20 protein-coding genes and 2 pseudogenes are annotated in these 24,225 nt (G+C 59.8%); 11 read left to right on the top strand and 11 right to left on the bottom strand.

Annotated elements, in window-relative coordinates; translation table 11 throughout:
* Nucleotides 1-180: 180 nt before the first annotated feature.
* From U862_RS0123510 to U862_RS0123545, 7 genes are all read left to right on the top strand, one after another.
* A complete protein-coding gene (locus U862_RS0123510; protein ID WP_025112655.1) occupies nucleotides 181-1,185 on the top strand; it encodes a phosphate ABC transporter substrate-binding protein PstS in 1,005 nt (334 codons plus the stop codon).
* A 481-nt stretch (nucleotides 1,186-1,666) separates the two neighbouring features.
* Nucleotides 1,667-3,700: an ABC transporter permease subunit gene (locus tag U862_RS0123515; protein WP_177327368.1), complete on the top strand. Its 2,034-nt coding sequence runs from the start codon at nucleotides 1,667-1,669 to the stop codon at nucleotides 3,698-3,700.
* A 15-nt stretch (nucleotides 3,701-3,715) separates the two neighbouring features.
* Nucleotides 3,716-5,386, top strand: coding sequence for a phosphate ABC transporter permease PstA (gene pstA, locus U862_RS0123520; protein ID WP_025112657.1), 1,671 nt, complete (start codon nucleotides 3,716-3,718; stop codon nucleotides 5,384-5,386).
* 161 nt (nucleotides 5,387-5,547) lie between these two features.
* A complete protein-coding gene (gene pstB / locus U862_RS0123525; protein WP_025112658.1) occupies nucleotides 5,548-6,381 on the top strand; it encodes a phosphate ABC transporter ATP-binding protein PstB in 834 nt (277 codons plus the stop codon).
* A 125-nt stretch (nucleotides 6,382-6,506) separates the two neighbouring features.
* Nucleotides 6,507-7,268: a phosphate signaling complex protein PhoU gene (phoU, locus tag U862_RS0123530; protein WP_007954334.1), complete on the top strand. Its 762-nt coding sequence runs from the start codon at nucleotides 6,507-6,509 to the stop codon at nucleotides 7,266-7,268.
* Between the two features lie 180 nt (nucleotides 7,269-7,448).
* Nucleotides 7,449-8,405 carry a response regulator gene (locus tag U862_RS0123535; RefSeq protein WP_025112659.1) on the top strand — a complete coding sequence of 319 codons (957 nt, stop codon included), beginning with the start codon at nucleotides 7,449-7,451 and terminating at the stop codon, nucleotides 8,403-8,405.
* Between the two features lie 207 nt (nucleotides 8,406-8,612).
* Entirely contained in the window at nucleotides 8,613-9,509 is an 897-nt protein-coding gene (locus U862_RS0123545; protein WP_025112660.1) for a M23 family metallopeptidase, read from the top strand.
* A 114-nt stretch (nucleotides 9,510-9,623) separates the two neighbouring features.
* Here the strand turns inward: U862_RS0123545 and U862_RS0123550 are convergent, their stop codons facing one another.
* From U862_RS0123550 to phoB, 3 genes are all read right to left on the bottom strand, one after another.
* A complete protein-coding gene (locus tag U862_RS0123550; protein ID WP_025112661.1) occupies nucleotides 9,624-10,964 on the bottom strand; it encodes a hemolysin family protein in 1,341 nt (446 codons plus the stop codon).
* A gap of 123 nt (nucleotides 10,965-11,087) precedes the next feature.
* Complete coding sequence (gene phoR / locus U862_RS0123555; protein ID WP_256214734.1) at nucleotides 11,088-12,374, bottom strand: phosphate regulon sensor histidine kinase PhoR; 1,287 nt, start codon at nucleotides 12,372-12,374, stop codon at nucleotides 11,088-11,090.
* A gap of 74 nt (nucleotides 12,375-12,448) precedes the next feature.
* The gene (gene phoB, locus U862_RS0123560; protein ID WP_007896474.1) at nucleotides 12,449-13,138 is read right to left on the bottom strand and encodes a phosphate regulon transcriptional regulator PhoB; all 690 of its coding nucleotides are present in this window, start codon (nucleotides 13,136-13,138) and stop codon (nucleotides 12,449-12,451) included.
* Nucleotides 13,139-13,289: 151 nt separating this feature from the next.
* On the opposite strand from phoB, the gene U862_RS0123565 reads away from it, so the two are divergent.
* The gene (locus tag U862_RS0123565; protein WP_025112663.1) at nucleotides 13,290-13,673 is read left to right on the top strand and encodes a hypothetical protein; all 384 of its coding nucleotides are present in this window, start codon (nucleotides 13,290-13,292) and stop codon (nucleotides 13,671-13,673) included.
* Nucleotides 13,674-13,786: 113 nt separating this feature from the next.
* On the opposite strand, the gene ubiA is transcribed toward U862_RS0123565, so the two are convergent.
* Together ubiA and U862_RS0123575 are read right to left on the bottom strand one after the other, a co-directional pair.
* The gene (gene ubiA / locus U862_RS0123570) at nucleotides 13,787-14,677 is read right to left on the bottom strand and encodes a 4-hydroxybenzoate octaprenyltransferase (protein WP_025112664.1); all 891 of its coding nucleotides are present in this window, start codon (nucleotides 14,675-14,677) and stop codon (nucleotides 13,787-13,789) included.
* Complete coding sequence (locus tag U862_RS0123575) at nucleotides 14,677-15,237, bottom strand: chorismate lyase (protein ID WP_025112665.1); 561 nt, start codon at nucleotides 15,235-15,237, stop codon at nucleotides 14,677-14,679. Before U862_RS0123575 ends, ubiA begins: the two co-directional genes overlap by 1 nt.
* Before the next feature lie 199 nt (nucleotides 15,238-15,436).
* On the opposite strand from U862_RS0123575, the gene U862_RS0123580 reads away from it, so the two are divergent.
* The 3 genes from U862_RS0123580 (at nucleotide 15,437) to U862_RS0123590 (ending at nucleotide 17,238) form a co-directional block, all read left to right on the top strand.
* Nucleotides 15,437-15,604, top strand: coding sequence for a rubredoxin (locus U862_RS0123580; protein ID WP_025112666.1), 168 nt, complete (start codon nucleotides 15,437-15,439; stop codon nucleotides 15,602-15,604).
* A gap of 19 nt (nucleotides 15,605-15,623) precedes the next feature.
* Nucleotides 15,624-16,772 (top strand): NAD(P)/FAD-dependent oxidoreductase, encoded by a 1,149-nt coding sequence (locus U862_RS0123585; RefSeq protein ID WP_025112667.1) that lies wholly within the window; start codon nucleotides 15,624-15,626, stop codon nucleotides 16,770-16,772.
* A 190-nt stretch (nucleotides 16,773-16,962) separates the two neighbouring features.
* On the top strand, nucleotides 16,963-17,238 hold the full coding sequence (locus U862_RS0123590) for an HU family DNA-binding protein (RefSeq protein WP_003213368.1): 276 nt from the start codon (nucleotides 16,963-16,965) through the stop codon (nucleotides 17,236-17,238).
* A 101-nt stretch (nucleotides 17,239-17,339) separates the two neighbouring features.
* On the opposite strand, the pseudogene U862_RS29805 reads toward U862_RS0123590, so the two are convergent.
* The 6 genes and pseudogenes from U862_RS29805 to U862_RS0123620 form a co-directional block, all read right to left on the bottom strand.
* Nucleotides 17,340-17,485: pseudogene (locus U862_RS29805) on the bottom strand (phosphatidate cytidylyltransferase); the annotation flags it as partial.
* Between the two features lie 108 nt (nucleotides 17,486-17,593).
* Entirely contained in the window at nucleotides 17,594-17,977 is a 384-nt protein-coding gene (locus tag U862_RS0123600) for a DUF2388 domain-containing protein (protein WP_115675194.1), read from the bottom strand.
* 118 nt (nucleotides 17,978-18,095) lie between these two features.
* The gene (locus tag U862_RS0123605; RefSeq protein ID WP_025112669.1) at nucleotides 18,096-20,432 is read right to left on the bottom strand and encodes a lipase; all 2,337 of its coding nucleotides are present in this window, start codon (nucleotides 20,430-20,432) and stop codon (nucleotides 18,096-18,098) included.
* Entirely contained in the window at nucleotides 20,429-21,220 is a 792-nt protein-coding gene (locus tag U862_RS0123610; RefSeq protein ID WP_025112670.1) for a hypothetical protein, read from the bottom strand. Before U862_RS0123610 ends, U862_RS0123605 begins: the two co-directional genes overlap by 4 nt.
* Complete coding sequence (locus U862_RS0123615) at nucleotides 21,217-22,065, bottom strand: DUF4123 domain-containing protein (protein WP_025112671.1); 849 nt, start codon at nucleotides 22,063-22,065, stop codon at nucleotides 21,217-21,219. Before U862_RS0123615 ends, U862_RS0123610 begins: the two co-directional genes overlap by 4 nt.
* Nucleotides 22,062-24,086 (bottom strand): annotated as a pseudogene (locus tag U862_RS0123620) (type VI secretion system tip protein VgrG). The gene U862_RS0123615 and the pseudogene U862_RS0123620 overlap by 4 nt, the downstream one beginning before the upstream one ends.
* Nucleotides 24,087-24,225 lie beyond the last annotated feature (139 nt).

Consider the following 24,225-nt stretch of genomic DNA (forward strand, 5'->3'; position numbering starts at 1 on the left):
CTTCGCGAGCAAGCCCGCTCCCACATTGGTTCTGCGTTGCTCTCTAATATCTTTTGAATCATCTTGTAAAACCCCGATGCTGGCCTTTCATCCAATTGTCATATTTCAGCCATAGAGTGTTCACACGGCCTGCTGATACTTGGCCCCGACTTAACACACCCTATCTGCTAGGAGTAAGGCATGAAACTGAAGCGTTTGATGGCGGCAATGACTTTTGTCGCCGCTGGCGTTGCGACTGCCCACGCGGTAGCCGCTGGCGTTGACCCGGCAATTCCGGCTTACACCAAGGTCACTGGTGTATCGGGCAACTTGTCCAGCGTTGGTTCCGACACTCTGGCCAACCTCATGACCCTGTGGGCTGAGAACTACAAAAAAGAATACCCGAACGTAAACATCCAGATTCAGGCCGCTGGCTCCGCCACTGCGCCACCTGCGCTGACTGAAGGCACCTCCAACCTGGGCCCGATGAGCCGCAAGATGAAGGACACCGAACTGGCGGCCTTCGAGCAGAAGTATGGCTACAAGCCGACCGCTATCCCGGTTGCCGTGGACGCCCTGGCTGTGTTCGTGCACAAGGACAACCCGATCCAGCACCTGACCATGGAACAGGTTGACGCGATCTTCTCGTCCACCCGTCTGTGCGGCGCCAAGGCCGAAGTCAAAACCTGGGGCGACCTGGGCGTGACCGGCGACCTGGCCAACAAGCCAGTGCAGCTGTTCGGTCGTAACTCGGTATCCGGCACCTACGGCTACTTCAAGGAAGAAGCCCTGTGCAAAGGCGACTACAAGCCTAACGTCAACGAACAACCAGGTTCGGCGTCGGTTGTGCAGTCGATCAGCTCCTCGCTGAACGGTATCGGTTACTCGGGCATCGGTTACAAAACCGCCAGCGTGAAAACCGTTGCACTGTCGAAGAAAGGCAGCACCGAGTTCATTGAAGATTCGGAAGAGAACGCACTGAACGGCAAGTACCCGCTGTCGCGCTTCCTCTACGTTTACGTGAACAAGGCACCGAACAAGCCTCTGGCCCCGCTGGAAGCCGAGTTCGTGAAACTGGTTCTGTCCAAACAGGGTCAGGAAGTTGTGGTGAAGGACGGTTACATCCCACTGCCAGCCAAGGTTGCTGCAAAAGCACTGGCTGACCTGGGTCTGCAGGAAGGCGGCGCTGAAGTCGCAAAAAAGTAACAAACTGAGTCCGGAATAAACCCCTCCGGACTCGAGTGTGGGAGCGGGCTTGCTCGCGAAGAGGCCTTCAGATTCAGCACCTCAGTGACTGAGTCACCGCTTTGGCGAGCAAGCCCGCTCCCACACACCCTTCGAATTCTTTGATCCTCCTCCAGTCCCCGCTGGCGGTGGATTTGTTGCGTCACTGCACTGTCATCTTTCTGTCATACAGGATCGCTAGGGTGAGCGCATGAATGATCTGGCCAATTCCCCAATGACTACGACTTCCCCTCCCAAGCGCATTGATTTCAATACGCCTGAGCTGCAACGCAAGCGCCGCATTCGCGCGCTCAAGGATCGCTTCACCCGTTGGTACGTCCTCGTTGGCGGGCTGGCGGTGCTGGCAGCCATCACCCTGATCTTCTTCTTTCTCGCCTACGTCGTTGCGCCGTTATTCCACGGTGCCAGCCTGACCGCGAAAGATGCCATTACCCCGGCCTGGATGCAGGACGCTGGCAAGCCGCTGATGATTTCGCTCGAAGAGCAGAATCAGGTGGCGATGCGCGTTTCCGACAAAGGCCAGGCGCTGTTCTTCGACATCGACAGTGGCGCTGAATTGAAGCGCGTCGATCTGCCAGTCCCCGCCGGCACCCGCGTGACGTCCATCGGCGAAGATCAGCCAGGTCATCCGCTGGTGGCCGTGGGCCTGTCCAACGGCCAGGCACTGGTGTTCCGCCACACCTATAAAGTCAGCTACCCCGATGGCAAGAAAACCATCACCCCGGCCATCGAATACCCATACGGCAACACGCCGATCGCGGTGAACGAGAGCGGCGGGGCGCTGGAACACGTGAGCCTCAACGCCACCGATTCGACCCTGATGCTCGTGGGTTCGACCGGTTCGCAACTCAATGTGTTGTCGCTGACCAGCGAAGAAAACATGATGACCGGCGAAGTCACCAACGAGCAGAAGCGTATCGATCTGCCGCAGATGACCGAGCCGGTGAAAAACATCTTCGTCGACCCGCGCCAGCAATGGCTGTACGTGGTCAACGGGCGTGCTCAGGCCGACGTGTTCAGCCTGCGCGACAAGAGCCTCAACGGTCGCTACAAACTGCTGGAAAACGCCGACGCTGAAGTCACCGCGTCGACGCAGCTGGTCGGTGGTATCTCGCTGATCATCGGTGACTCCAAGGGCGGCCTGGCCCAGTGGTTCATGGCCCGTGATACCGATGGCGAGCTGCGCCTGAAACAGATCCGTACCTTCCAGATGGGCACTGCGCCAATCGTGGAAATCACTGCCGAAGAGCGTCGCAAAGGCTTCGTAGCCCTTGATGCTTCCGGCAAACTCGGAGTGTTCCACAGCACCGCACACCGCACCTTGCTGGTCGAGCCGGTGGCTGAAGGGCAGGGCCTGTTCGGTCTGTCGCCACGCGCCAACCGGGTGATCGTCGAAGCCGGCGGCAAGCTGCAACCGCTGCTGCTCGACAACCCGCACCCGGAAGTGTCGTGGAGCGCGCTGTGGAGCAAGGTCTGGTACGAGAACTACGACGAGCCTAAATACGTCTGGCAATCGACCGCAGCCAACACCGACTTCGAACCGAAACTGAGCCTCTCGCCACTGACCTTCGGCACCCTGAAAGCCGCGTTCTACGCGATGCTGCTGGCCGCGCCGCTGGCCGTTGCCGCAGCGATCTACACCGCGTATTTCATGGCCCCGGGCATGCGCCGCAAGGTCAAGCCAGTGATCGAGTTGATGGAAGCGATGCCGACGGTGATCCTCGGTTTCTTCGCCGGTCTGTTCCTCGCGCCGTATGTGGAAGGACATCTGCCGGGCATCTTCAGCCTGCTGATGCTGCTGCCGATCGGCATTCTGGTCGCCGGTTTCACCTTCAGCCGTCTGCCTGAGTCGATCCGCCTCAAGGTGCCGGACGGCTGGGAAAGTGCGCTGCTGATTCCGGTGATCCTGTTCGTGGGCTGGCTGTCGCTGTACATGAGTCCGTTCATGGAGAACTGGTTCTTCGGCGGTGACATGCGCATGTGGATCTCCCACGACCTGGGCATCACCTACGATCAGCGCAACGCCCTGGTGGTCGGTCTGGCCATGGGTTTTGCGGTGATCCCGAACATCTATTCGATTGCCGAAGACGCCGTGTTCAGTGTGCCGCGTGGCCTGACCCTCGGCTCCCTGGCCCTCGGTGCCACGCCGTGGCAGACCATGACCCGCGTGGTGATTCTCACCGCCAGCCCGGGGATCTTCTCGGCGCTGATGATCGGTATGGGCCGTGCGGTCGGGGAAACCATGATCGTGCTGATGGCCACGGGTAACACCCCGGTCATGGAAATGAACCTGTTCGAAGGCCTGCGCACCCTGGCCGCCAACGTCGCGGTGGAAATGCCCGAGTCGGAAGTCGGTGGCAGCCACTACCGCGTGCTGTTCCTCTCGGCGCTGGTGCTGCTGTTGTTCACCTTCGTCATGAACACCCTGGCAGAACTGATTCGTCAGCGTCTGCGCAAGAAATACTCGTCGCTTTAAGAAAGGTAGAAGTCTGTGAAACAGAACTCCCTGAATGGATGGTTCAAGAGCGGCGCCCCGGGCGTCTGGATCAGCGGTGGCGCGGTGTCCATCGCGGTCATCATGACCATTGGCCTGCTGGCGGTGATCGCCGTGCGCGGCCTCGGTCACTTCTGGCCGGCGGACCTGATCCACGCCAACTACGACGTACCGGGCCAGGCCAATCACCTGGTCATCGGCGAAGTGGTACAGAAAGAAGAAGTGCCTCGCGCCCGCCTGAAAAGCGCCGGCTTGCCGGTGCCCGACCAAGGCCCGGAATTCATGACTCGCGAGCTGATCAAGGTCGGCAACCGTGACTTGAATGGCAACGACTTCACCTGGATCGTCGGCGAGTGGCTGACCAACCAGACCACGCCGTCAGAATTGATGACGATCGAGCGTCGCGAGTGGGGCAACTTCTACGGCTACCTGGTCAACGTCAAACAGGACGGCAAGGTGATCGCCGAGGGCGAAGCCGCCTGGCCCGAGCTGCAAGCGCGGATCGACCGCGTGAACAAGCTCGCCGCGCAGCTCAAGTCCCTGGAAAAGACCGACATCGGCGCGATCAACTCAGGTCTGGAACGCATCCGTCTGCACGGCCGCAAACTGGAACTGGACGGCAAACTCGATGCCACCGCGCAAGCGGACATGGACGCCGAGCGCGCCGAGCTGAACGCTCGTTATCAGGACATCGAAGCACGTCTGGCCGACCTGCATGCACAGTTCAACCGCGACGCTTTGACTGCCCGCGATGCCAACGGCAAAGAGATCGAAATCGGCCTGGGCAAAGTGGTTCACGCTTACCAGCCGAATGCCATGGGCACGATGACCAAGATCGGTTTCTACTTCGGCAAGGTCTGGGAGTTCCTGTCCGACGACCCGCGTGAAGCGAACACCGAAGGCGGGATTTTCCCGGCGATCTTCGGCACCGTGATGATGACCCTGATCATGGCGATGATCGTCACCCCGTTCGGCGTGCTGGCGGCGGTGTACCTGCGTGAATACGCCAAGCAGAACGCCTTGACCCGGATCATCCGCATCGCGGTGAACAACCTCGCTGGCGTTCCGGCGATCGTTTACGGCGTGTTCGGTCTGGGCTTCTTCGTCTACGTGCTGGGTGGTTCGGTCGACCGTCTGTTCTTCCCCGAAGCACTGCCGGCACCGACCTTCGGTACGCCGGGCCTGCTCTGGGCTTCGTTGACCCTCGCGCTGCTGGCGGTGCCGGTGGTGATCGTGGCGACTGAGGAAGGTCTGGCGCGTATCCCGCGCACCGTCCGCGAAGGCTCGCTGGCACTGGGTGCGACCAAGGCGGAAACGCTGTGGAAGATCGTCCTGCCGATGGCCAGCCCGGCGATGATGACCGGCATGATCCTCGCCGTGGCCCGTGCTGCCGGTGAAGTGGCGCCGCTGATGCTGGTGGGTGTGGTGAAGCTGGCGCCGTCGCTGCCGGTGGATGGCAACTACCCGTACCTGCACCTGGACCAGAAGATCATGCACTTGGGGTTCCACATTTATGACGTCGGCTTCCAGAGCCCGAACGTCGAAGCCGCACGGCCACTGGTGTACGCCACGGCGCTGCTGCTGGTGCTGGTGATCGCCACGTTGAACCTGTCGGCAGTGTGGATTCGTAACCACCTGCGCGAAAAATACAAAGCTTTGGACAGTTGATATCCCGGTGGGAGCGGGCTTGCTCGCGAAGGCGGTGGGTCAGGCGACATTGAGGTTGAATGTGCCGACTGCTTCGCGAGCAAGCCCGCTCCCACCCTAGATTGAGTACAGCCGCACCAAGCGGCTAACCGAACCGAATTTGTTAGCACAGGGAGCCTCCCATGCAGCACGAAACACATACCCACGGCATCAACATGTCCGCCCTGGGTCGCGATAAACAGAGCCTGAACCTCGCGCAGGAAACCGTTGCCATCGAAGTCCCGGGCCTGAGCCTGTTCTACGGCGAGAAGCAGGCGCTGTTCGACGTCAGCATGAACATCCCGAAACAGCGCGTGACCGCCTTCATCGGCCCGTCCGGCTGCGGCAAGTCGACGCTGCTGCGTACCTTCAACCGCATGAACGACCTGGTTGACGGCTGCCGCGTCGAAGGCGAGATCAACCTGTACGGCAACAACATCTACCGCAAGGGCGAAGACGTCGCCGAGTTGCGTCGTCGCGTCGGCATGGTGTTCCAGAAGCCGAACCCGTTCCCGAAGACCATCTACGAAAACGTGGTCTACGGCTTGCGCATCCAGGGCATCAACAAGAAACGCATCCTCGACGAAGCGGTCGAGTGGGCGTTGAAAGGCGCGGCGCTGTGGGACGAAGTGAAGGATCGCCTGCATGATTCGGCACTCGGTCTGTCCGGTGGTCAGCAGCAGCGTCTGGTGATCGCTCGCACCATCGCGGTTGAGCCGGAAGTGTTGCTGCTCGACGAACCATGCTCGGCCCTCGACCCGATCTCGACCCTGAAAGTCGAAGAGCTGATCTACGAGCTGAAGTCCAAGTTCACCATCGTCATCGTGACCCACAACATGCAGCAGGCCGCACGGGTTTCCGACTACACGGCGTTCATGTACATGGGCAAACTGGTGGAGTTCGGCGACACCGATACCCTGTTCACCAATCCGGCGAAGAAGCAGACCGAAGACTACATCACCGGTCGTTACGGCTGATTGAAGCAGCTGCGAGCGGCAAGCTTCAAGCGGCGAGTTAGAAGCGAAACGGCATGGATCATCACATAACAGCTTGCAGCTTGTAGCTAGCAGCTCTTGGTTAAACGCTTTTTCGGAGCGAATGCATGATTTCCAAAGAAGGTCTTACCCACCATATCTCCGCGCAGTTCAACGCCGAGCTCGAGGAGGTGCGCAGCCACCTCCTGGCCATGGGTGGGCTGGTCGAGAAGCAGGTCAACGACGCAGTCACCGCGCTGATCGAGGCCGACTCCGGCCTGGCCCAGCAGGTGCGCGAGATCGACGACCAGATCAACCAGATGGAACGCAACATCGACGAAGAGTGCCTGCGCATTCTCGCCCGTCGGCAGCCGGCGGCGTCCGACCTGCGGCTGATCATCAGCATTTCCAAATCGGTGATCGACCTGGAACGCATCGGTGACGAAGCGACCAAGATCGCGCGCCGCGCGATTCAATTGTGCGAAGAAGGCGAAGCGCCGCGCGGTTACGTCGAGGTTCGCCACATTGGCGACCAGGTGCGCAACATGGTGCGCGATGCGCTGGACGCGTTTGCCCGTTTCGACGCTGATCTGGCGTTGTCGGTGGCGCAATACGACAAGATCATCGACCGCGAATACAAGACGGCCCTGCGTGAGCTGGCAACCTACATGATGGAAGACCCGCGCTCTATCTCGCGGGTTCTGAGCATCATCTGGGTGCTGCGTTCGCTGGAGCGGATTGGCGACCATGCGCGCAACATCTCGGAACTGGTGATCTACCTGGTGCGCGGGACCGATGTGCGGCACATGGGCCTCAAGCGCATGAAAGAAGAAGTTGAAGGCACAAGCGGCGAAACCGCTAATGTTCCGGGCGATGCTGACGATAAGTAAGATTGCCTGAGAAAAGCGCCCGGCCCTTTGGCCGGGCGTTTTTGTTTATGGCGCTTGAGTCAGGAAATCGAATTGAAAAGCAGCACCCGCGAACGAAAAGTCCCGGCGTGACTGAAGATTGTTGGCAATGTGCCATCAGCAAAAGCGGTATGCTTGCCGGGATTTTTATAGGGGTGTTGGATGAGCAAGATCAGTGTGTTGGTCGTGGACGACGCTTCGTTCATTCGCGACCTGGTGAAAAAGTGCCTGCGTAACTACTTCCCGGGGATTCGCACCGAGGATGCCATCAACGGCAAAAAGGCCCAGGCGATGCTGGCCAAGGAAGCGTTCGACCTGGTGCTGTGCGACTGGGAAATGCCGGAAATGTCCGGTCTCGAACTGCTGACCTGGTGCCGCCAGCAGGACAACCTCAAGTCCATGCCGTTCATCATGGTCACCAGCCGTGGCGATAAAGAGAACGTGGTGCAGGCGATTCAGGCTGGCGTTTCCGGCTATGTCAGCAAACCGTTCACCAACGAGCAACTGCTGACCAAGGTCAAGCAGGCGCTGAACAAGGTCGGCAAGCTCGACACCCTGATGAACAGCGCGCCGACCAAGATGAACTCGGCGTTCGGCAACGACTCCCTGAGCGCGTTGACCGGCGGCAAGCCTGCCGTGGTGGGTGGCGCTCCGGCAGCTGCTGCAGTCAACCCGTTCGCCAAGCCTGCGGTCGCTGCACCAACGCCTGCCGTTGCGCCATCGCGTGGCTTGCTCAACAGCCCGCCGGTGCAGGCACCGGCAGCCTCGAAAGCCCCCGTCGGTGGTCGTGGTCAGGGCCAGTTGCGCCTGCCGAGCGGCAACCAGCAATGCGTGATCAAGGCCCTGAGCATCAAGGAAGCGCTGTTGGTGGTGAAGCGCACCGAGACCCTGCCGCAGATCCTCGACAGCGCCGTGCTCGACCTGGAGCAGGGCGACAACGCTGAAATCGCCCGTCTCAACGGTTACCTGCATGCCATCGTCGCCCACGAGCAGAAAGCGGACAGCGACTGGCTGCAACTGACCTTCCGCTTCGTCGACCAGGACGCGCAGAAGCTCGACTACATCTCCCGCCTGATCGCCCGCGGCACGGCGCAGAAGCACTTCGTTCCGGGCGCGTGATTTTCGTCGCCTGACAGTCCGCTTTCCGAGCAGGCTCGCTCCCACATTGGAATGCATTTCAAAGGTGGGATCGGACTTGCTCGCTAAGGGGCCATCACTTGCACCATCAACCTCCCAGACTGCCCAATTTGAAACATCTGTCGACTAGCCTGGTCTGTCTCACCTGCTAGGCTCATTTCCAGGCCTTCCTTCGACAGACTCTTGCCCATGCTCGCGCGCCTGCTGTTTTTCTGTGGTCTTTTCATGGCCTCCACCTCGGCTGTGGCCATGACGATCTACAAATCCACCGATGCCAACGGCGTGGTCTCGTACAGCGACCGGCCGAGCAAAGGCTCGCAGGTGTTCGTGTTTCAGGACCGCATGGTCGAGCACCTGGAGCGCCAGGTGTATCTCGACATCAAGAAGCAGAAGGGCACCGATGTGGTGTTTGTGCGCAACGATCTGTACGCACCGGTCGAGGTCGCACTGGCATTTACCGGAATGAGTAACGTACGTGGCGCACCGGCTCAGACCATTCGCCGGGTGTTGCCGGCGCGCAGTAATACGCGTCTGGCGCTGCTGACGGCGATCACCGGCAGCAAGCCGCTGGTGTATTCGCCGCAGTTCCAGTATGCGCTGGGTGACCCTGCGGGAGCCGCTCAGAGCTATCGCTATCCGTTGCCATGGCGGGGCGGGCCGTTCCGCCTCAGCCAGGGTGCCAACGGCCAATACAGCCACTACGGGCCGAAGAACAAATACGCGATGGACATCGCCATGCCGGTCGGCACACAGATCATCGCGGCGCGGGCCGGGGTGGTGGTGAAAACCGAAAACTCGCAGAGTGGGCGCGGCAATGATGCCTCGGGCAATTTCGTCCGGGTGCTGCACGATGACGGCACGATGGGCGTGTACCTGCACCTCAAGCAAGGCTCGGTGAGCGTCCGTGAGGGGCAGCGGGTGACGGTCGGCAGCCCGCTGGCGCTGTCCGGCAACACCGGCAACAGCAGCGGCCCGCACCTGCACTTTGTGGTGCAGCGCAATACCGGGCAGGGGCTGGTGTCGATTCCGTATCAGTTCAACCAGCCGCTGGGGGCGTTGCCCAACTTTGCGTTGGGCAAGCAGTGATGTGTTGCCGCTGCAGGCCCATTCGCGAGCAAGCCCGCTCCCACAGTTGAAATGCATTCCAGTGTGGGAGCGGGCTTGCTCGCGAAAGGATCGGCGTGGTGCCGGATCAGCCGATCAATCCAGCATCAACACCTTCGCCAGCACAATCTTCGGCCCTTTCATCTTCTTGATGATGATCCGCAGGCCTTCGACTTCCAGTACTTCTTCCTCTTCCGGCACCCGTTTCAGAGTCTCGTAGACCAGCCCGGCGAGGGTTTCGGCTTCGATGTGGTCCAGATCAATGCCGAGCAGGCGCTCAACCTTGAACAACGGTGTATCACCGCGTACCAGCAGCTTGCCCGGCTGATAGGCGAGAATCCCGCGTTCGGCCTTGCGGTGTTCGTCCTGGATGTCGCCGACCAGCACTTCCAGCACGTCTTCCATGGTCAGGTAGCCGATGATGTTGCCGTCGGCTTCTTCAACCACAGCGAAGTGCGAGCCGCCCTTGCGGAACTGCTCCAGCAACTGCGACAGCGGCATATGTCGCGACACGCGCTCCAGCGGACGAGTCAGTTCTGCCAGGTTGAACGACTCGGGAATGTGGTCCAGCGCCGCCAGCTCCAGCAGCAGGTCCTTGATGTGCAGCAGGCCGACGAACTCCTGGCGCTCGCTGTCGTACACCGGGTAACGGCTGAACTTGTGGCGACGGAACATCGCCAGGATTTCTTTCAGCGGCGCATTGAATTCGAGGGTGATCAGGTCTTCCCGGGAGTTGGCCCAGTCGACCACTTCCAGCTCGCCCATTTCCACCGCCGAGGCCAGCACGCGCATGCCCTGGTCGCTCGGGTCCTGACCACGGCTGGAGTGCAGGATCAGTTTCAGTTCTTCGCGGCTGTAATGGTGTTCGTGGTGCGGGCCGGGCTCGCCTTGGCCGGCGATACGCAAAATCGCGTTGGCACTGGCGTTGAGCAGGTAGATCGCCGGGTACATCGCCCAGTAGAACAGGTACAGCGGCACCGCTGTCCACAGCGAGAGCAGCTCGGGTTTGCGGATCGCCCACGACTTGGGCGCCAGCTCACCGACCACGATGTGCAGGTAGGAAATGATGAAGAACGCGGTAAAGAACGAAATGCCTTTGACCACTTCCGGCGACTGCACGCCGATCGCGCTCAGCAGCGGCTCGAGAATGTGCGCGAACGCCGGCTCACCGACCCAGCCCAGGCCAAGGGAGGCCAGGGTGATACCGAGCTGACACGCCGAGAGGTAGGCATCGAGCTGACTGTGTACGGTGCGCAGGATATGCCCGCGCCAGCCGTTCTTGTCGGCGATGGCCTCGACCCGGGTCGAGCGCAGTTTGACCATGGCGAATTCCGCCGCAACGAAAAAGCCGTTGAGCAAAACCAGGATCAGAGCGAAAAGAATCATGCCGAAATCGGCGAATATTGTTGCGAGGGACAAGCCAGGGGAAGGGTCCATGATGGAGTTTTGCGGGTTCCGTGTGATTCGTAAGAGAGAAAAAATCGCGCCTGAAAGGCAGACGCAAGTCAGCCAATGTAGCGGCTGACATGGCGATTGCCTAGTGGCGCGTGCTGGCCGGCATCACTCGGCGGCGCTGATTGCCCGTGCCTGAGCGACCTGGGCCGGGGCGAAATGGCAGGTGAACGTGCTGCCGTGACCGGGCACGCTGCTGATCTCCATCCGCGCGCGGTGGCGCAGCAACACGTGTTTGACGATCGCCAGGCCCAGGCCAGTGCCACCGGTATTGGAATTGCGACTGGAATCGACGCGGTAGAAGCGTTCGGTCAGGCGCGGCAGGTGTTTGCTGTCGATGCCGATCCCGGAATCCTGCACGCTCAAGTGCGCGCCCTGATCGTCGCCCCACCAGCGAATGCGGATGTTGCCCTCGGCCGGGGTGTACTTCACGGCGTTGAACACCAAATTGGAAAACGCGCTGCGCAGTTCTGCCTCGCTGCCCTTGAGCAGGATCTTTGCGTCAGCTTCGAGAGTAATGCGCTGGTTTTTCTGTCCGGACAACTGCTGCGCATCGCTCTTGATCGATTGCAGCAGCGTATCGACCTGCACCGGCTGGTTGTCCGACGGGTAATCGGTGGCTTCCAGTTTCGCCAGCAGCAACAGATCGTTGAGCAGCGTCTGCATGCGTCCGCCCTGTTGTTGCATCTGTTGCAGGGCACGACTCCAGCGCGGATTCACCTCCTCGACGTTGTCGAGCAGGGTTTCCAGGTAGCCGCAGATCACCGTCAGCGGCGTGCGCAATTCGTGGGAGACGTTGGCGATGAAGTCTTTGCGCATCTGTTCCAGTTGATGGATGCGCGTGACGTCGCGCACCAGCATCAGATGCTCGTTGTTACCGTAGCGGGTGAGGTACAGCTGAATGCGTACGCGATCGTTGGTCGGTGAAGGGATTTCCAGCGGCTCGGCGTAGCTTTCCTGCTCGAAGTACTCCTTGAAGCGCGGATGGCGTACCAGGTTGGTCACCGGTTGGCCGCTGTCCTGCGGGGTCTTGAGGCCGAGCAGGGTTTCGGCGGCGCGGTTCCACCATTCCAGGTTGCCGTCGCTGTCGAGCATGATCACCGCGTCTTTCAGCGCGGCGGTGGACTCCTGCACGCGGTCGATCACCGCTTGCAGACGCCCGCGCACCCGTTGGTCGCGGCGTTGCAGGTGGTAGATGCTGTCGAACACCTCGCCCCACAGGCCGTAGCCGTCGGGCGGTGCTTCATCGGGTTGGTGCAGGCGCAGCCATTCGTGCAGGCGCAGCAATTGCTTGAGCGTCCAGGCCAGGTACAGGCCCAGGCCTGCAGCGAGGCTCCAGCCGTAATAGCCGCTGATCAGGCCGATCACCAGACAGGCGGTGACCAGCAACAGCATGTGGCGAATCAGGGTGCCATGCCAGTTTTGATTCACGGAAAATACGGTCCTTGTCAGCGAGTCTGGCGGTCGGGTCAGGCCTTGGTGGAAAACCGGTAGCCAGTGCCGCGCACGGTTTGTACCAGATTTTCGTAGGCGTCGCCGAGGGCCTTGCGCAGGCGCCGGATGTGCACGTCGACGGTGCGCTCTTCAACATAGACGTTGCCGCCCCAGACTTGATCCAGCAACTGCCCGCGGGTGTAGGCGCGTTCCTGGTGGGTCATGAAGAATTGAAGCAGACGGTATTCGGTCGGACCCATCTCGGCGGGTTTGCCATCGATGGTCACGCGGTGGCTGATCGGGTCGAGCAGCAGGCCGCCGACTTCAATCGGCGCTTCGCCATCGGTCGGGCCGGCGCGGCGCAGCACAGCCTTGAGGCGGGCAACCAGTTCGCGTGGCGAGAATGGCTTGGTGATGTAATCGTCGGCGCCGACTTCAAGGCCCTGGATCTTGTTGTCCTCTTCACCCTTGGCGGTGAGCATGATGATCGGGATGTCCCCGGTCAGCTCGTCGCGCTTGAGGCGTCGGGCCAGTTCGATGCCGGAGGTGCCGGGCAGCATCCAGTCGAGCAGGATCAGGTCCGGTTTGCGGTCAACGATAATGGCGTGTGCCTGCTGCGAGTTCTCTGCCTCGAGGCAGTCATAGCCGGCCATTTCCAACGCAACGGCGATCATTTCGCGAATGGGCGCTTCGTCGTCGACGATCAGAATGCTCCTGCCAACCATGCCTTAATCCTCTTGTCATTTAACTGTCTTGCGCCGCATTAGATAACGGAATTATTGCAGTCGTGTGACAGTATTTTAGTCGCCCGGCGGTTGGCGTGATCCTGGACTAAGCTCTAAGTCCGAATCCTGACAACCACAAAAGAAGGTTTCCATGACTCAAATGACTGCTTCTTTCAAAGCTCTGCTGATGGCTGCTGCGCTGACTCTGCCCGGACTGGCGATGGCGGCCGAACCGGCCATGATGAAAGACGGCATGATGGTCGATCACAAAGGCATGACCGTTTACACGTTCGACAAGGACGCTGGCGGCAAGTCGATGTGCAACGGTGATTGTGCGAAGAACTGGCCACCGATGATGGCGCCGGCGGGTGCCAAGGCTGAAGGCAAATGGACGGTGATCAAGCGTGACGACGGCATGATGCAGTACGCCTACGACGGTAAGCCGCTGTATACCTTCATGAAGGATGAAAAGCCCGGTGACATGAAGGGCGATGGCATGAAGGATGTCTGGCACGTGATGCACGAGCACAAGTAAACGCAAATCCCCTGTAGGAGTGAGTCTGCTCGCGAAGGCGTCGTGTCAGTCAGTAAATGTGTCAACTGATACACCGCTATCGCGAGCAAGCCCGCTCCCACAGGTCACGCACCTCAACGCAACGCGTAATCCAGCACGATCCCGACAAAAATCGCCAGCCCGGCCCAATGGTTGTGCAAAAACGCCTTGAAACAACGCATGCGGTCCCGGTCACGGGTGTACCAGAACTCCCACGCGTAACAACCCGCCGCTACCAGCAGGCCGAGATGGAACCACGTCCCCAGCTCGAACTTCGACCCGGCCAGCAGCAGGCAAGCCAATGACAGCGCCTGCAGCGTCAGGATGATCACCCGATCCGCATCGCCGAACAGAATCGCGGTGGATTTCACGCCGATCTTCAGGTCGTCGTCACGATCGGTCATCGCGTAATAAGTGTCGTAACCCACCGTCCACAGCAGGTTGGCGATCCACAGCAGCCATGCGGCGGCGGGCAGTTCACCGGTTTCGGCGGTGAATGCCATCGGCATGCCCCACGAGAACGCCGCGCCGAGCACCACTTGCGGGTAATAGGTATAGCGCTTCATGAACGGGTAGGTGAACGCCAGCGCCAGGCCGCCCAGCGATAGCCAGATGGTCGGCGCATTGGTGCATAGCACCAGCAGGAAACTCACGCCCATCAGCAGCGCGAAGAATACCAGCGCCTCTTTCGAACTGATCTTGCCGCTGGCCAGCGGTCGTTGCGCGGTGCGTTTGACGTGGCCGTCGACCTTGCGGTCGGCCCAGTCGTTGATCACACAGCCACCGGCGCGGGTCAGCACCACGCCGAGCACGAAAATCGCGATGTTGGCCAGCGACGGCGAGCCTTTGCCGGCAATCCACAGCGCCCACAGCGTTGGCCACAGCAGCAGGTAAATGCCGATCGGCTTGTCCATGCGCGTCAGCTGAATGAAATCCCAGGCACGCGGGTTCAAGCGGTTCAGGGACTTGAGCAGGCTCTGGTACATCAGCAGTTCTCCGGATGGGCGCGGGCGGCGCTCCACAACGTCGGCAGGAAAATCTCCGCCACCAGCACGCTCAAGGCGCCACGGTCGAAACGCGAGCGGCGCGCCCACAATTCAGGCGCACGGCAGGCGGCCGGCAACCAGCCTTGCGGGTAGTGGCAGACCTCAATGGCGCGACGCTGAAAGGCGTGGTCGCAAAACAGCAGTTCACCCAGCGAGCGGCTCCCCAGTTCGTCCATGTGCAAGCCGTCGCCTTGCAGGGCGGCGCGCGACGCCACGCTGCGGGCAAACACCCAGGCCTCGCCGTGACCGCGCAGATACACCTCGCGCACCCAGCCTTCGCTGCCTTCGGCCAGCTCCAGCGCCGCGCATTCGTCACTGCGCAGAGTGTCCCAGCCTTCGAACAACGGCGTGACGCTGAAGCCGTCATTGGACAGCCGCGTCAGGCGGCGGGTCAGCGAGCCTTCGTCGAACAACCAGTCGAGGGTCAACGAATCGGGAAGGGGCGTCAGTCGACTTTGAGTCAGCCAGAGCGGGGCCGGGCAGGCATTTGAATGGTGCACAATGAGTCATTATTGGCCGCAAATGAGGCGGCGAGCTTAACATGGCGTGCTGCGAATTTGATGGATCCGGGGCGCCGTTGCACCGAACAGGCTTGCATCTGCCCGGCACCATCAGTACAAAACGCCCTGAGCCGGATGGCAGCGCACCTCCATCGACCATTCGCGCCGACACAAGCCTGAATCCTGAGGAAGTACCTGAATGAACAAGTGGCAATGTATTGTCTGTGGCCTGATTTACGACGAGGCATTGGGTTGGCCGGATGACGGCATCGCGCCAGGCACTAAATGGGAAGACGTGCCGGAAGACTGGCTTTGCCCGGACTGCGGTGTCGGCAAGCAAGATTTCGAAATGTACGCAATCGGCTAATACGGAAAAGGAGTAAGGCATGAACGCACCTGTCGTAATCGTCGGCACCGGGCTTGCTGGCTACAACCTGGCCCGGGAGTTTCGCAAACTCGACAGCGAAACCCCGCTGCTGCTGATTACCGCCGATGACGGGCGCTCTTACTCCAAGCCGATGCTCTCCACCGGTTTCGGCAAGAACAAGGACGCCGATGGCCTGAGCATGGCCGAACCCGGCGCCATGGCCGAGCAGTTGAAGGCCGAGGTGCGCACCCACACGCGCATCAGTGGCATCGACGCCGGCCACAAGCGCCTGTGGATCGGCGAAGAAGCGGTGTACTACCGCGACCTGATCCTCGCCTGGGGCGCGGAAACCGTGCGTGTGCCGATCGAGGGCGATGGCGCCGAGCTGGTATTCCCGATCAACGATCTCGAAGACTACGCGCGCTTTCGTGCAGCCGCTGCGGGCAAGCGCCGCGTCTTGCTGCTCGGTGCCGGCCTGATCGGCTGCGAATTCGCCAACGACCTGATCCTCGGTGGTTACGAGGTGCAGCTGGTGGCGCCGTGCGAGCAAGTCATGCCGATGCTGTTGCACCCGGCCGCTGCGGCCGCCGTGCAGGCCGGGCTGGAAAGCCTGGGGGCCCGTTTCCACCTCGGCCCGGTGCTGACTCGTCTGCAAAAAGTCGCGGATGGGCTGGAGGCGCATCTGTCCGACGGTCAGGTGATTGCCTGCGATGTGGTGGTGTCGGCCATCGGCCTGCGCCCGCGCATCGATCTGGCGGCGGCGGCCGGCGTGCAGGTCAACCGTGGCGTCGTCGTTGACCGCCACCTGAAGACCTCTCACGCCAATATTTACGCCTTGGGCGACTGCGCCGAGGTCGATGGGCTGAATCTGTTGTACGTGATGCCCCTCATGAGCTGTGCGCGTGCGCTGGCACAAACCCTGGCGGGCAATCCGACGGCGGTGAGCTACGGCCCGATGCCGATCACCGTGAAAACCCCGGTGTGCCCGTTGGTCGTTTCGCCACCGCCACGGGGCAGCGAAGGGGTCTGGACCGTTGAAGGGCAGGGCGCCGACATCAAGGCCCTGTGCCACAGCGCCGACGGCCAGTTGCTCGGCTACGCGCTGACCGGCGCGGCGGTGATGGAAAAACTCACCCTGAACAAACAGCTTCCGGCCCTGCTGGCGTAAATACCGGTCGTTCTGTCGGAATCACCCCGCTTTTGCCCCTACAAAGGTCGCGGGGAGACTGGCGCAGCCGGTATCCGCGTGCCATCCTCACTCCCGTCTGCCGCAGAGTAGAGCCTGCGGCGCCTTGGGCGCTGTTCCAACGAGAACAGCACGGACATAACAACAAAAAACCGTCAAAGGGGCTTCACTAATGCGTAAACCAGAACTCGCCGCTGCAATCGCTGAAAAAGCGGATCTGACCAAAGAACAGGCCAACCGCGTTCTCAACGCCGTCCTCGAAGAAATCACCGGTGCTCTGCACCGCAAGGACAGCGTCACGCTGGTGGGCTTCGGCACCTTCCTGCAACGCCACCGCGGCGCCCGCACCGGCAAAAACCCGCAAACCGGCGAGCCGGTCAAAATCAAGGCCAGCAACACCGTGGCATTCAAGCCAGGCAAGTCGTTGAAAGACAGCGTCAATCCTTAATGGCGGCGCACTCCCTGATTAACGGGGAGCAGCGCAATAAAAAAATGGGCACACCGATTGCGGTCGGGTGCCCATTTTTTGTGGCTGACGAATGACTGGGATCAGGCCGAGAAAAAATACCGGGTCAGGTGAAAGAAGATCGGCGCCGCGAAGCAAATCGAGTCCATCCGACTAAGCATGCCACCGTGATCCTTGATCATCGTCCCTCATCTTTTGCGACCAAGCTGCGTTTGATGGCCGACATGAGGCAATCCGAGATTGGGGCGCATTCCCTGAAAAACAGGAGAAATCGTAAGTGCAAAATGGATACATCGATCGTGATATGTGGCCCACTTTGTTGTGAATATTGATTTGTTCAGCCATGGGTACCCAGAACCATGTGGGCAAACTCTTTCTTGCCTGACTGTAGATCCGCGTGCTGCTCCAGGTGCGCGCGCCACGCAGACTCCAGCATGGATCCATCGAAATCGCCGTCAGTAGCAACGAAAGCGGCGGCATCGTCCCTCACTGCCTGGATGTATTGTTTGGAGAGCGCTTTAAAATCGTCCGTCGTCGTAATAAACGGCATTACCGTGGTGATGAGTAATCCATATCCAGTTGTTGAAGAGGGGCTGAAATCTGGGTGGCCATTACTGCTCAATAGCTCAGATCGAACATTGGAGCTAGCGACGAGTGCCAGCGCGGCTAGCCAATAGCGCCCAAAGGCCATGATCCATCTTTTGTTTTGTCGAGTAGCCATGATCTGGTTGAGCTCCCTGTCTGATAACGCCCAAGGGGGGCGGTCGACCATAAGCGATGCGTGTCATCGTGTAGATTCAGCCAATGAAAAGCTCTCCGGGTCGCGTGAGCCACAAACACTAAACAATCGAGTCAATATCCAGATGAAACGGCGTGCCCACGGCATGCCCTCCGGTCATCGCTGCGATGGCGGCATCGTGGTCCTGGGCTGCCGGAGGGATCATCGCCAGTTGTTCCTGAACGAGGTTTTCCGGATGGGCGTTCCAACGCAGCAGGTTTTCCTGCACCCACTCGGGCTGTTCGGCATAGCTGCCGTAAACCTCGGCTTCGGTAACTCGCTGGTTCTTCAAGGCCAACAGGCGAGTCTGGGTCGTGGTGATCTTGTCGATTTCATTGTTGAGTGCATCGGTTTTTTGGGTACTTTCCTGGTGGCGGGCATAGGCGTGGGGGTGGTTTTGAATAGTGCGTTCAATGGCGCGCAATTGGCCTTTGATGTTTGCCAATGCACCGCTGACCCATTCGAACTCCCGGTGCGTCACCAGCGAGCGTTTGAGTAACTGCGCCTCTTGCCAGCGGCGCAGGCTGGCCCAGCAGCCGGGGATGTAACTGCTAACCATCGAGTGATCGCCCGCCGCCAAAAGCTGCTTCAGCAATGAACCGCGCTTGGGCAAGCCATTGATGTTCTGCAAGGCTTCGGCGCAGCCGTGATCGTTGATGAGGCTGCAGCCCGGCTGCCAGAGAATGGAGGACTGGTGTTCCTTGTCGAACACCACTGGCATGAAATGGCGCAAGGCACCGTGATGCCCGTAATTCTCACCCGAGAAGTTGATCATCCCCAGGATCAGCAAGGAAAAACCGGCGACCGGGTTAAGGACCAGCACCACTCCGTTTGCGATGTACATCGGCTTGGGGTTGGCAAAGGTGTTCATCCAGGTGGCGGGTACGCTAGGCACGGGGTCGTTCTGGTTGACGATGCGATGGTGGATCAGTGGCTGGGCGCTTTTGATGAAGGTCGTGTCGCCAGCGCGAGGGGCTCCGTAGGTGTAGAGCACGATATCCGGCTGGTAGCGCTGATTCCGGCGCAGCATCTCGGACAAGATCAGTGCTATCGCCCCGCCCAGGCTGTGTCCGGTAATCAGCAGTTTTTGCCCACTGTAAAACCTCTCCAGATAGCTCACGACAAGCGGGAAAACCGCTTGGGCGCCACCGTAGAAGCCACGGTGCACCTTGCCTTCTCCTTCTTGAAAAGGAACCTGATAGGCGTCTCCATCACGCAGGCCATCGGGTAACGTTTCATTGGTTCCCCGGACACTGATCAATATCACCTCGTCGTGATGCGTAATAAAGGCCTGGGTGTCCGTACTGTCGGCTTGTCTGCGATCATCGAAAAAGTGCAGCTTGGCCGGATGTTCCTGTTCATCCCCCAGTGCTGGATCATTCACCTCGGGGTAGAGCTGTGGATCGAACGGCACCACTTCCAACCGTTTCGAGTAAGGCACTTCTTCATACAACGGGTAGTACTTCTCCGTTTGCGCCGCATCGACTTGCCACAACTCATCAAACTGCGGCAGCGCATGGCCGAACCAATTACCGCTGCTTGGCTGCACGGGGAAACTCACACAGTCGGTCTTGACCGGTTGCGTGTTCGGCTCCTGGCCGAAGTCGGTGTAACTCAGGGTCGCCATCAATGACAGTTGATAGAGGTTGAGTGCGCAGAATTCATTGCCGGTCGACAGCATTGGACGTAGCGCTCGCATGGGGCGTACTTCCAGTACATGGTGCTTGTTCGGCAACAGGGCAATGCCCTTGGGTTTGGGCGGTGGCGGGGCGAAGCCCAACTCGACCGTGGCCATGCTGGCCTGACTGAAGATCGCGCTCATTCCTCCGTCCGGCGCATTGGTATCAATCTGCGCGAACGCTCGGGTTTGGGGCGTGGAGCGCATTAGTTTGTGCACCACCATATTCGGCGGATCACGACGCTCCGCCAGAGGCGGCAAGTGCGCCACATGTTTGACCAGTTCGCTCACTTCAACCTGGTAATAGGCGTTGGTCCCGGCAAGGTCTTTTGCTGGGTTGGCCTGGGTACGCACGCCTGATTTGGTGAAGAAGCGGGTTTTCTCGGCGCGAACCTGGAGTTCGGTGATGGGGAGGGGGTAGTGCTTCCTTCGAATTAACTCACTGTAGTCATCATCTCGACCTTGATATGAATGATTGAGTTTAAGTACCACTGGCCCACGAAAATGGTTTGTGACTTTTCCAGAGCCCTTTGCATCCAGCTTGCCCGTGTAAACGGTGTCCTCATAATCGATGATTTCGTAGATCAACCCGGCATAGGGCTTGCCATCACCAAACTCGTCCACCAATTGAAAGCTCGTCGAATGTCCGCGCATTGGGCAGGCGTGGATGTTGCCTTGCATAAAGGCAGCGACGCTCGGATCTAACGGTTCAATGCTCATGGGGTCTCGTCCTTGTTTTCCGTGCAGCCCGGATAAATGGTGCAAACCCGCTCATCCACCATCCTGAAGGTGCTGAAGTCTTTGTGGTTGCCGTAACAAAACGCATGTTGATCTTCGAAACCTTTCCCCATGCAACGCTTCCAGCCGTTAGGCACCTTTACCCAGGTATCCCCCATGTAGGGCTCCTCTTCTTCGGACAACCTGATCCTCAGCTTTATGGTTTTCCCCGAGAGCTGTGTCAGCGTGTAAGCCGTGAACGGACGACTTCGGCCGACATTGCCCTGCGCATCCATTTTTTTGCAGGTAAGCAGTTTGATCAGGTAACGCTTCGGCCCCACCGTGCGAAAAAACCACATGCACTCGCCGAAAAACTCACCTCTACCGTCTTCGCCGAAAGTCCCCATGTGCCGCTCCAGTAACTCTGGACGTACGGCAAATGACGCATAGTCATAACTGCTATCACTCCGTTCCGGACCAAAAACGCCGATGATCTTGACCTCTACATGATTCAGCGCCAGCGGGCAGTTGCTCACAGTTCTGTAAAGCGGGATTCGGGAAGTGGGCTCGTAGACCATGTTGGTTTTATTGAATCCAAGCTGGGTATTTTTTCCACCGGGAACCGAGCATGTCTGATCTTTGGCGGGCACGTAGGTGGCCGTCATGTCGTATTTGAAATTGGGCGGCAAGTCAGGAACAAAGGTGAAAGTGTTCGACTTGCCTGCAACAGAGCAACCCAGGTTCAGGGCGACGCAACCGACAAGTGCCAGACATCGAAGTCCTCGTCTCATAAGGCCCCGCTCTCCTGCAGATACAAGGTCTGCTGATACACCCGCTCAAAGTGCGTCGCCGGGTCTTCGCCGGTTTTGGGCAGCCAGATTTGCGGTGGTAGAAAGCCCGGTGCCTTCAGGCTTTGGGTCAGCAGGAAATGCACCTGTTGCGGCTGTTGCCAGCCCCACAGGTGACTCTGTTGAATTTGCCCCCAGACCCAGTCATCCACATCGAATTGCTCGGCGAGCGCCACCATCGCTTCAGTGTGTTCGCCGACCAGATAGCGCCGGGCGTTATCGAACAGCACGTTGGCGTAAATCCGCTCCGGAATCGGGGTGTGCAGCCACGGCGGATCCGCCGGCAGCGGATGCTCGCCCGGGTCAGGGTTGTTGGTGACCGTCCATTGCCCGTCGTGCCAGTAACAGACACTGGTCATCGGCCCGAGCAAGAGCGCGTGCTGCTCCGCTGGCAGATGAGCAAGCGTGCGACCGAGTACGCGACAGTCGTGCACGCGATACAGCGCCTGATTCGGTGGTTCGCCGGTCACCACACGTGCCCGCCAGTGCGCAGTCAGCGCATCGAGGTCAACGTGGCTGACGCTGGCCAGCCAGCCCCAATGCCGTCCGGGCGTATTCAGCAGCGTCTGGATCAGTGGATGCCTGACTGTGCCGATCTGAAAGAGAAACGGGCCGTTTTGTGCCAGCGAATTCGCCACCGTGCTGCCATACAGACTGCGGTAGTGAGCGGCACCCAATTCGGTGCTGAGCGCGATGCGCTCTTCGAGGTGGTCGAGCGAGTCGAGCATCAGCAACAGATCCCGACTCGATTGCGCTTGCTCGTGCAGCCATTGTTCAAGTGTGTTCATGCGACCTCTGTGATGCTGCACTGGCCGGCGCGACAGGCTTCGCACAGCGGGCAGTAGTCCGCGGCCTGTTGGCGGGCGCCGGCGACGATGGATGTCGGGCTGGCGATGTCTGCCATGGATCGGCCGGGCGGGGCTTGCAGCGCCTGCAGCGGCGCTATACCCGCCACAGGCGCGCCGCCCTGTACGATCGGCACGCTGCTGAAGATTCCGCTGGCGTCAATCACGATGTGATGACCGCCCGCCGTCAGCGTCAGGCTCATACCCGCATCGATCACGACATGGCTGGCGGTGACGCGGGCCTGCTGGCCGGCCTGAATCACCAGCGAACCTGCGGACAGGCTACTGGTGCCGCTGATGGTCAGCAGGTCATCGGCATTGATCACCGTGCTGCGCACGCCTTGTTGGGTGCGCAGTTCTTTGCCTTCGATCAGGGTGGTGCTGTCATTGCCCACCTGTTCAAAACGGTCATGGCTGATCTGACTGCGGCTGTCATTGAGGATCAGTTGCTCAATGTCACGCTGGGCGCGCAGGTAGATTTTCTCCTGCCCGGTGCGGTCTTCGATCGACAGCTCGTTGTAGCCGCCGCTGCGTGGTGAACTCTGACTGCGCAGAACCGTTCGGGTCTTGTGATTCGGTAATGGATGGGCGGGGGAGGTGACCTTGTTGGGCACGCAGCCGGTAATCAGCGGTTGATCCGGGTCGCCTTCCTGGAAGGTCACGACCACTTCCATGCCGACGCGCGGAATGGTCATTGCGCCGAAGCCTTCGCCCGCCCAACTGGAGGCAACCCGTATCCAGCAACTGCTCTTGTCGCTACCGAGTTCTGCCCGATCCCAGGGAAACTCGACGCATACCCGACCGTACTCATCGCAAAAGATCTCTTCACCGGGCGGGCCGGTGACGCGTGCGGTCTGGCAGACCAGCAAGGGCTTTTGTGCGGGCAGCGGAGGTCGGTAAATCACGTTCGCGGGTGTGGCGCTGAAGGTATTGCGATAGCCCTGAGTGAAACCGTCGACGGGTGTTGTAGCGCTGTCGGTGGCTTCCTCGAGAGCCTGTGGGAATTTGCCTCTATGTTGCAGGCTCACCAGCAACCACATGTCGTTGCAATCCTTGCGCGGATGCTCGCTCAGGTCGAACAAGTAGCCGCTGCGCAGCGTCGGCTGATTGCTGGCGCCCTCGACCCGCTGGTAGTCGCTGCGATGCCTCTCCAGAGCCTGGCGCGCGAGCTGTTTGCCCTGCTTTTCGCTCTTCATCAAGAGTGGGTAACGGTAGTCCTCCAATTCGGGCGTGAATTCGGCGGTGAAGCGACTTTCGAGCAACAGGCTGGGACGCTTCAGGTCATAGTCGCGACGGGTGACAGTACTGGTGCGGGTCTTGAAGGCCAGGGTAAAACGATCAATAACCGGGTGCTCGGCAACCATGCCGGAGTCTTGTCGATAAGGTGTCGGCCCAAGCCTGGGGAAAAACACCTGGTCGTCGGTGAACACCAGCGTGTGCTGCTCGGACGAGTGCTGGTGATGCCAGGCAAGGCCGTCCTCGGCACACAAACGCTGGATGAAGTCGAAGTCCGACTGCCCATATTGAATACATTATTCACGTACGGCGCTGGTGCTGACATGGAAGGTGAATACGTCGGTCTGGATGCCGTGCCCCTGGAGGACCTGCGTGATGATTTGCGGAACGGTCAGATTCTGAAAAATCCGCTGGTCATGACTGAACTGCAAATAGTGCAAGGCAGGCACCAGCGTCAGCTCGTAGTGGGTCAGGCGTTTTCCGCTTTCACCCACCCGTACATCTTCAATGCGTCCGTGAATACCTTCGTCGTTAAACCCCAATTGCAGAAACGCCGGCTGACTGAGCAGGCCTTCCAGATCGATATCCGCTCGTTCGCTGACCAGTTCGATGCGGATGGCGTACAGGCAGCTGATGGCTTCATCACCATCGAATGCGAGCACCTTGAAGTCGTGGCGAACTCCGGGAATTTGCAGGGTAAAAGGCGCGCAACTGCCCGTGCTGAACATACGCTTGTCCTTAAGCAAAGTGAGTCGATGCGCGGTGTTCGATCGTCCCTGATCGCCACGCGAAAAGAATTTGCCAAGGCACGCTAGCAATGCAGGAAATAAATTGATGTAAGAACTATCTCTGAGATTTGTCAGAGCA

The organism is Pseudomonas sp. H1h, from assembly GCF_000633255.1.
Taxonomy (GTDB): Bacteria; Pseudomonadota; Gammaproteobacteria; order Pseudomonadales; family Pseudomonadaceae; genus Aquipseudomonas.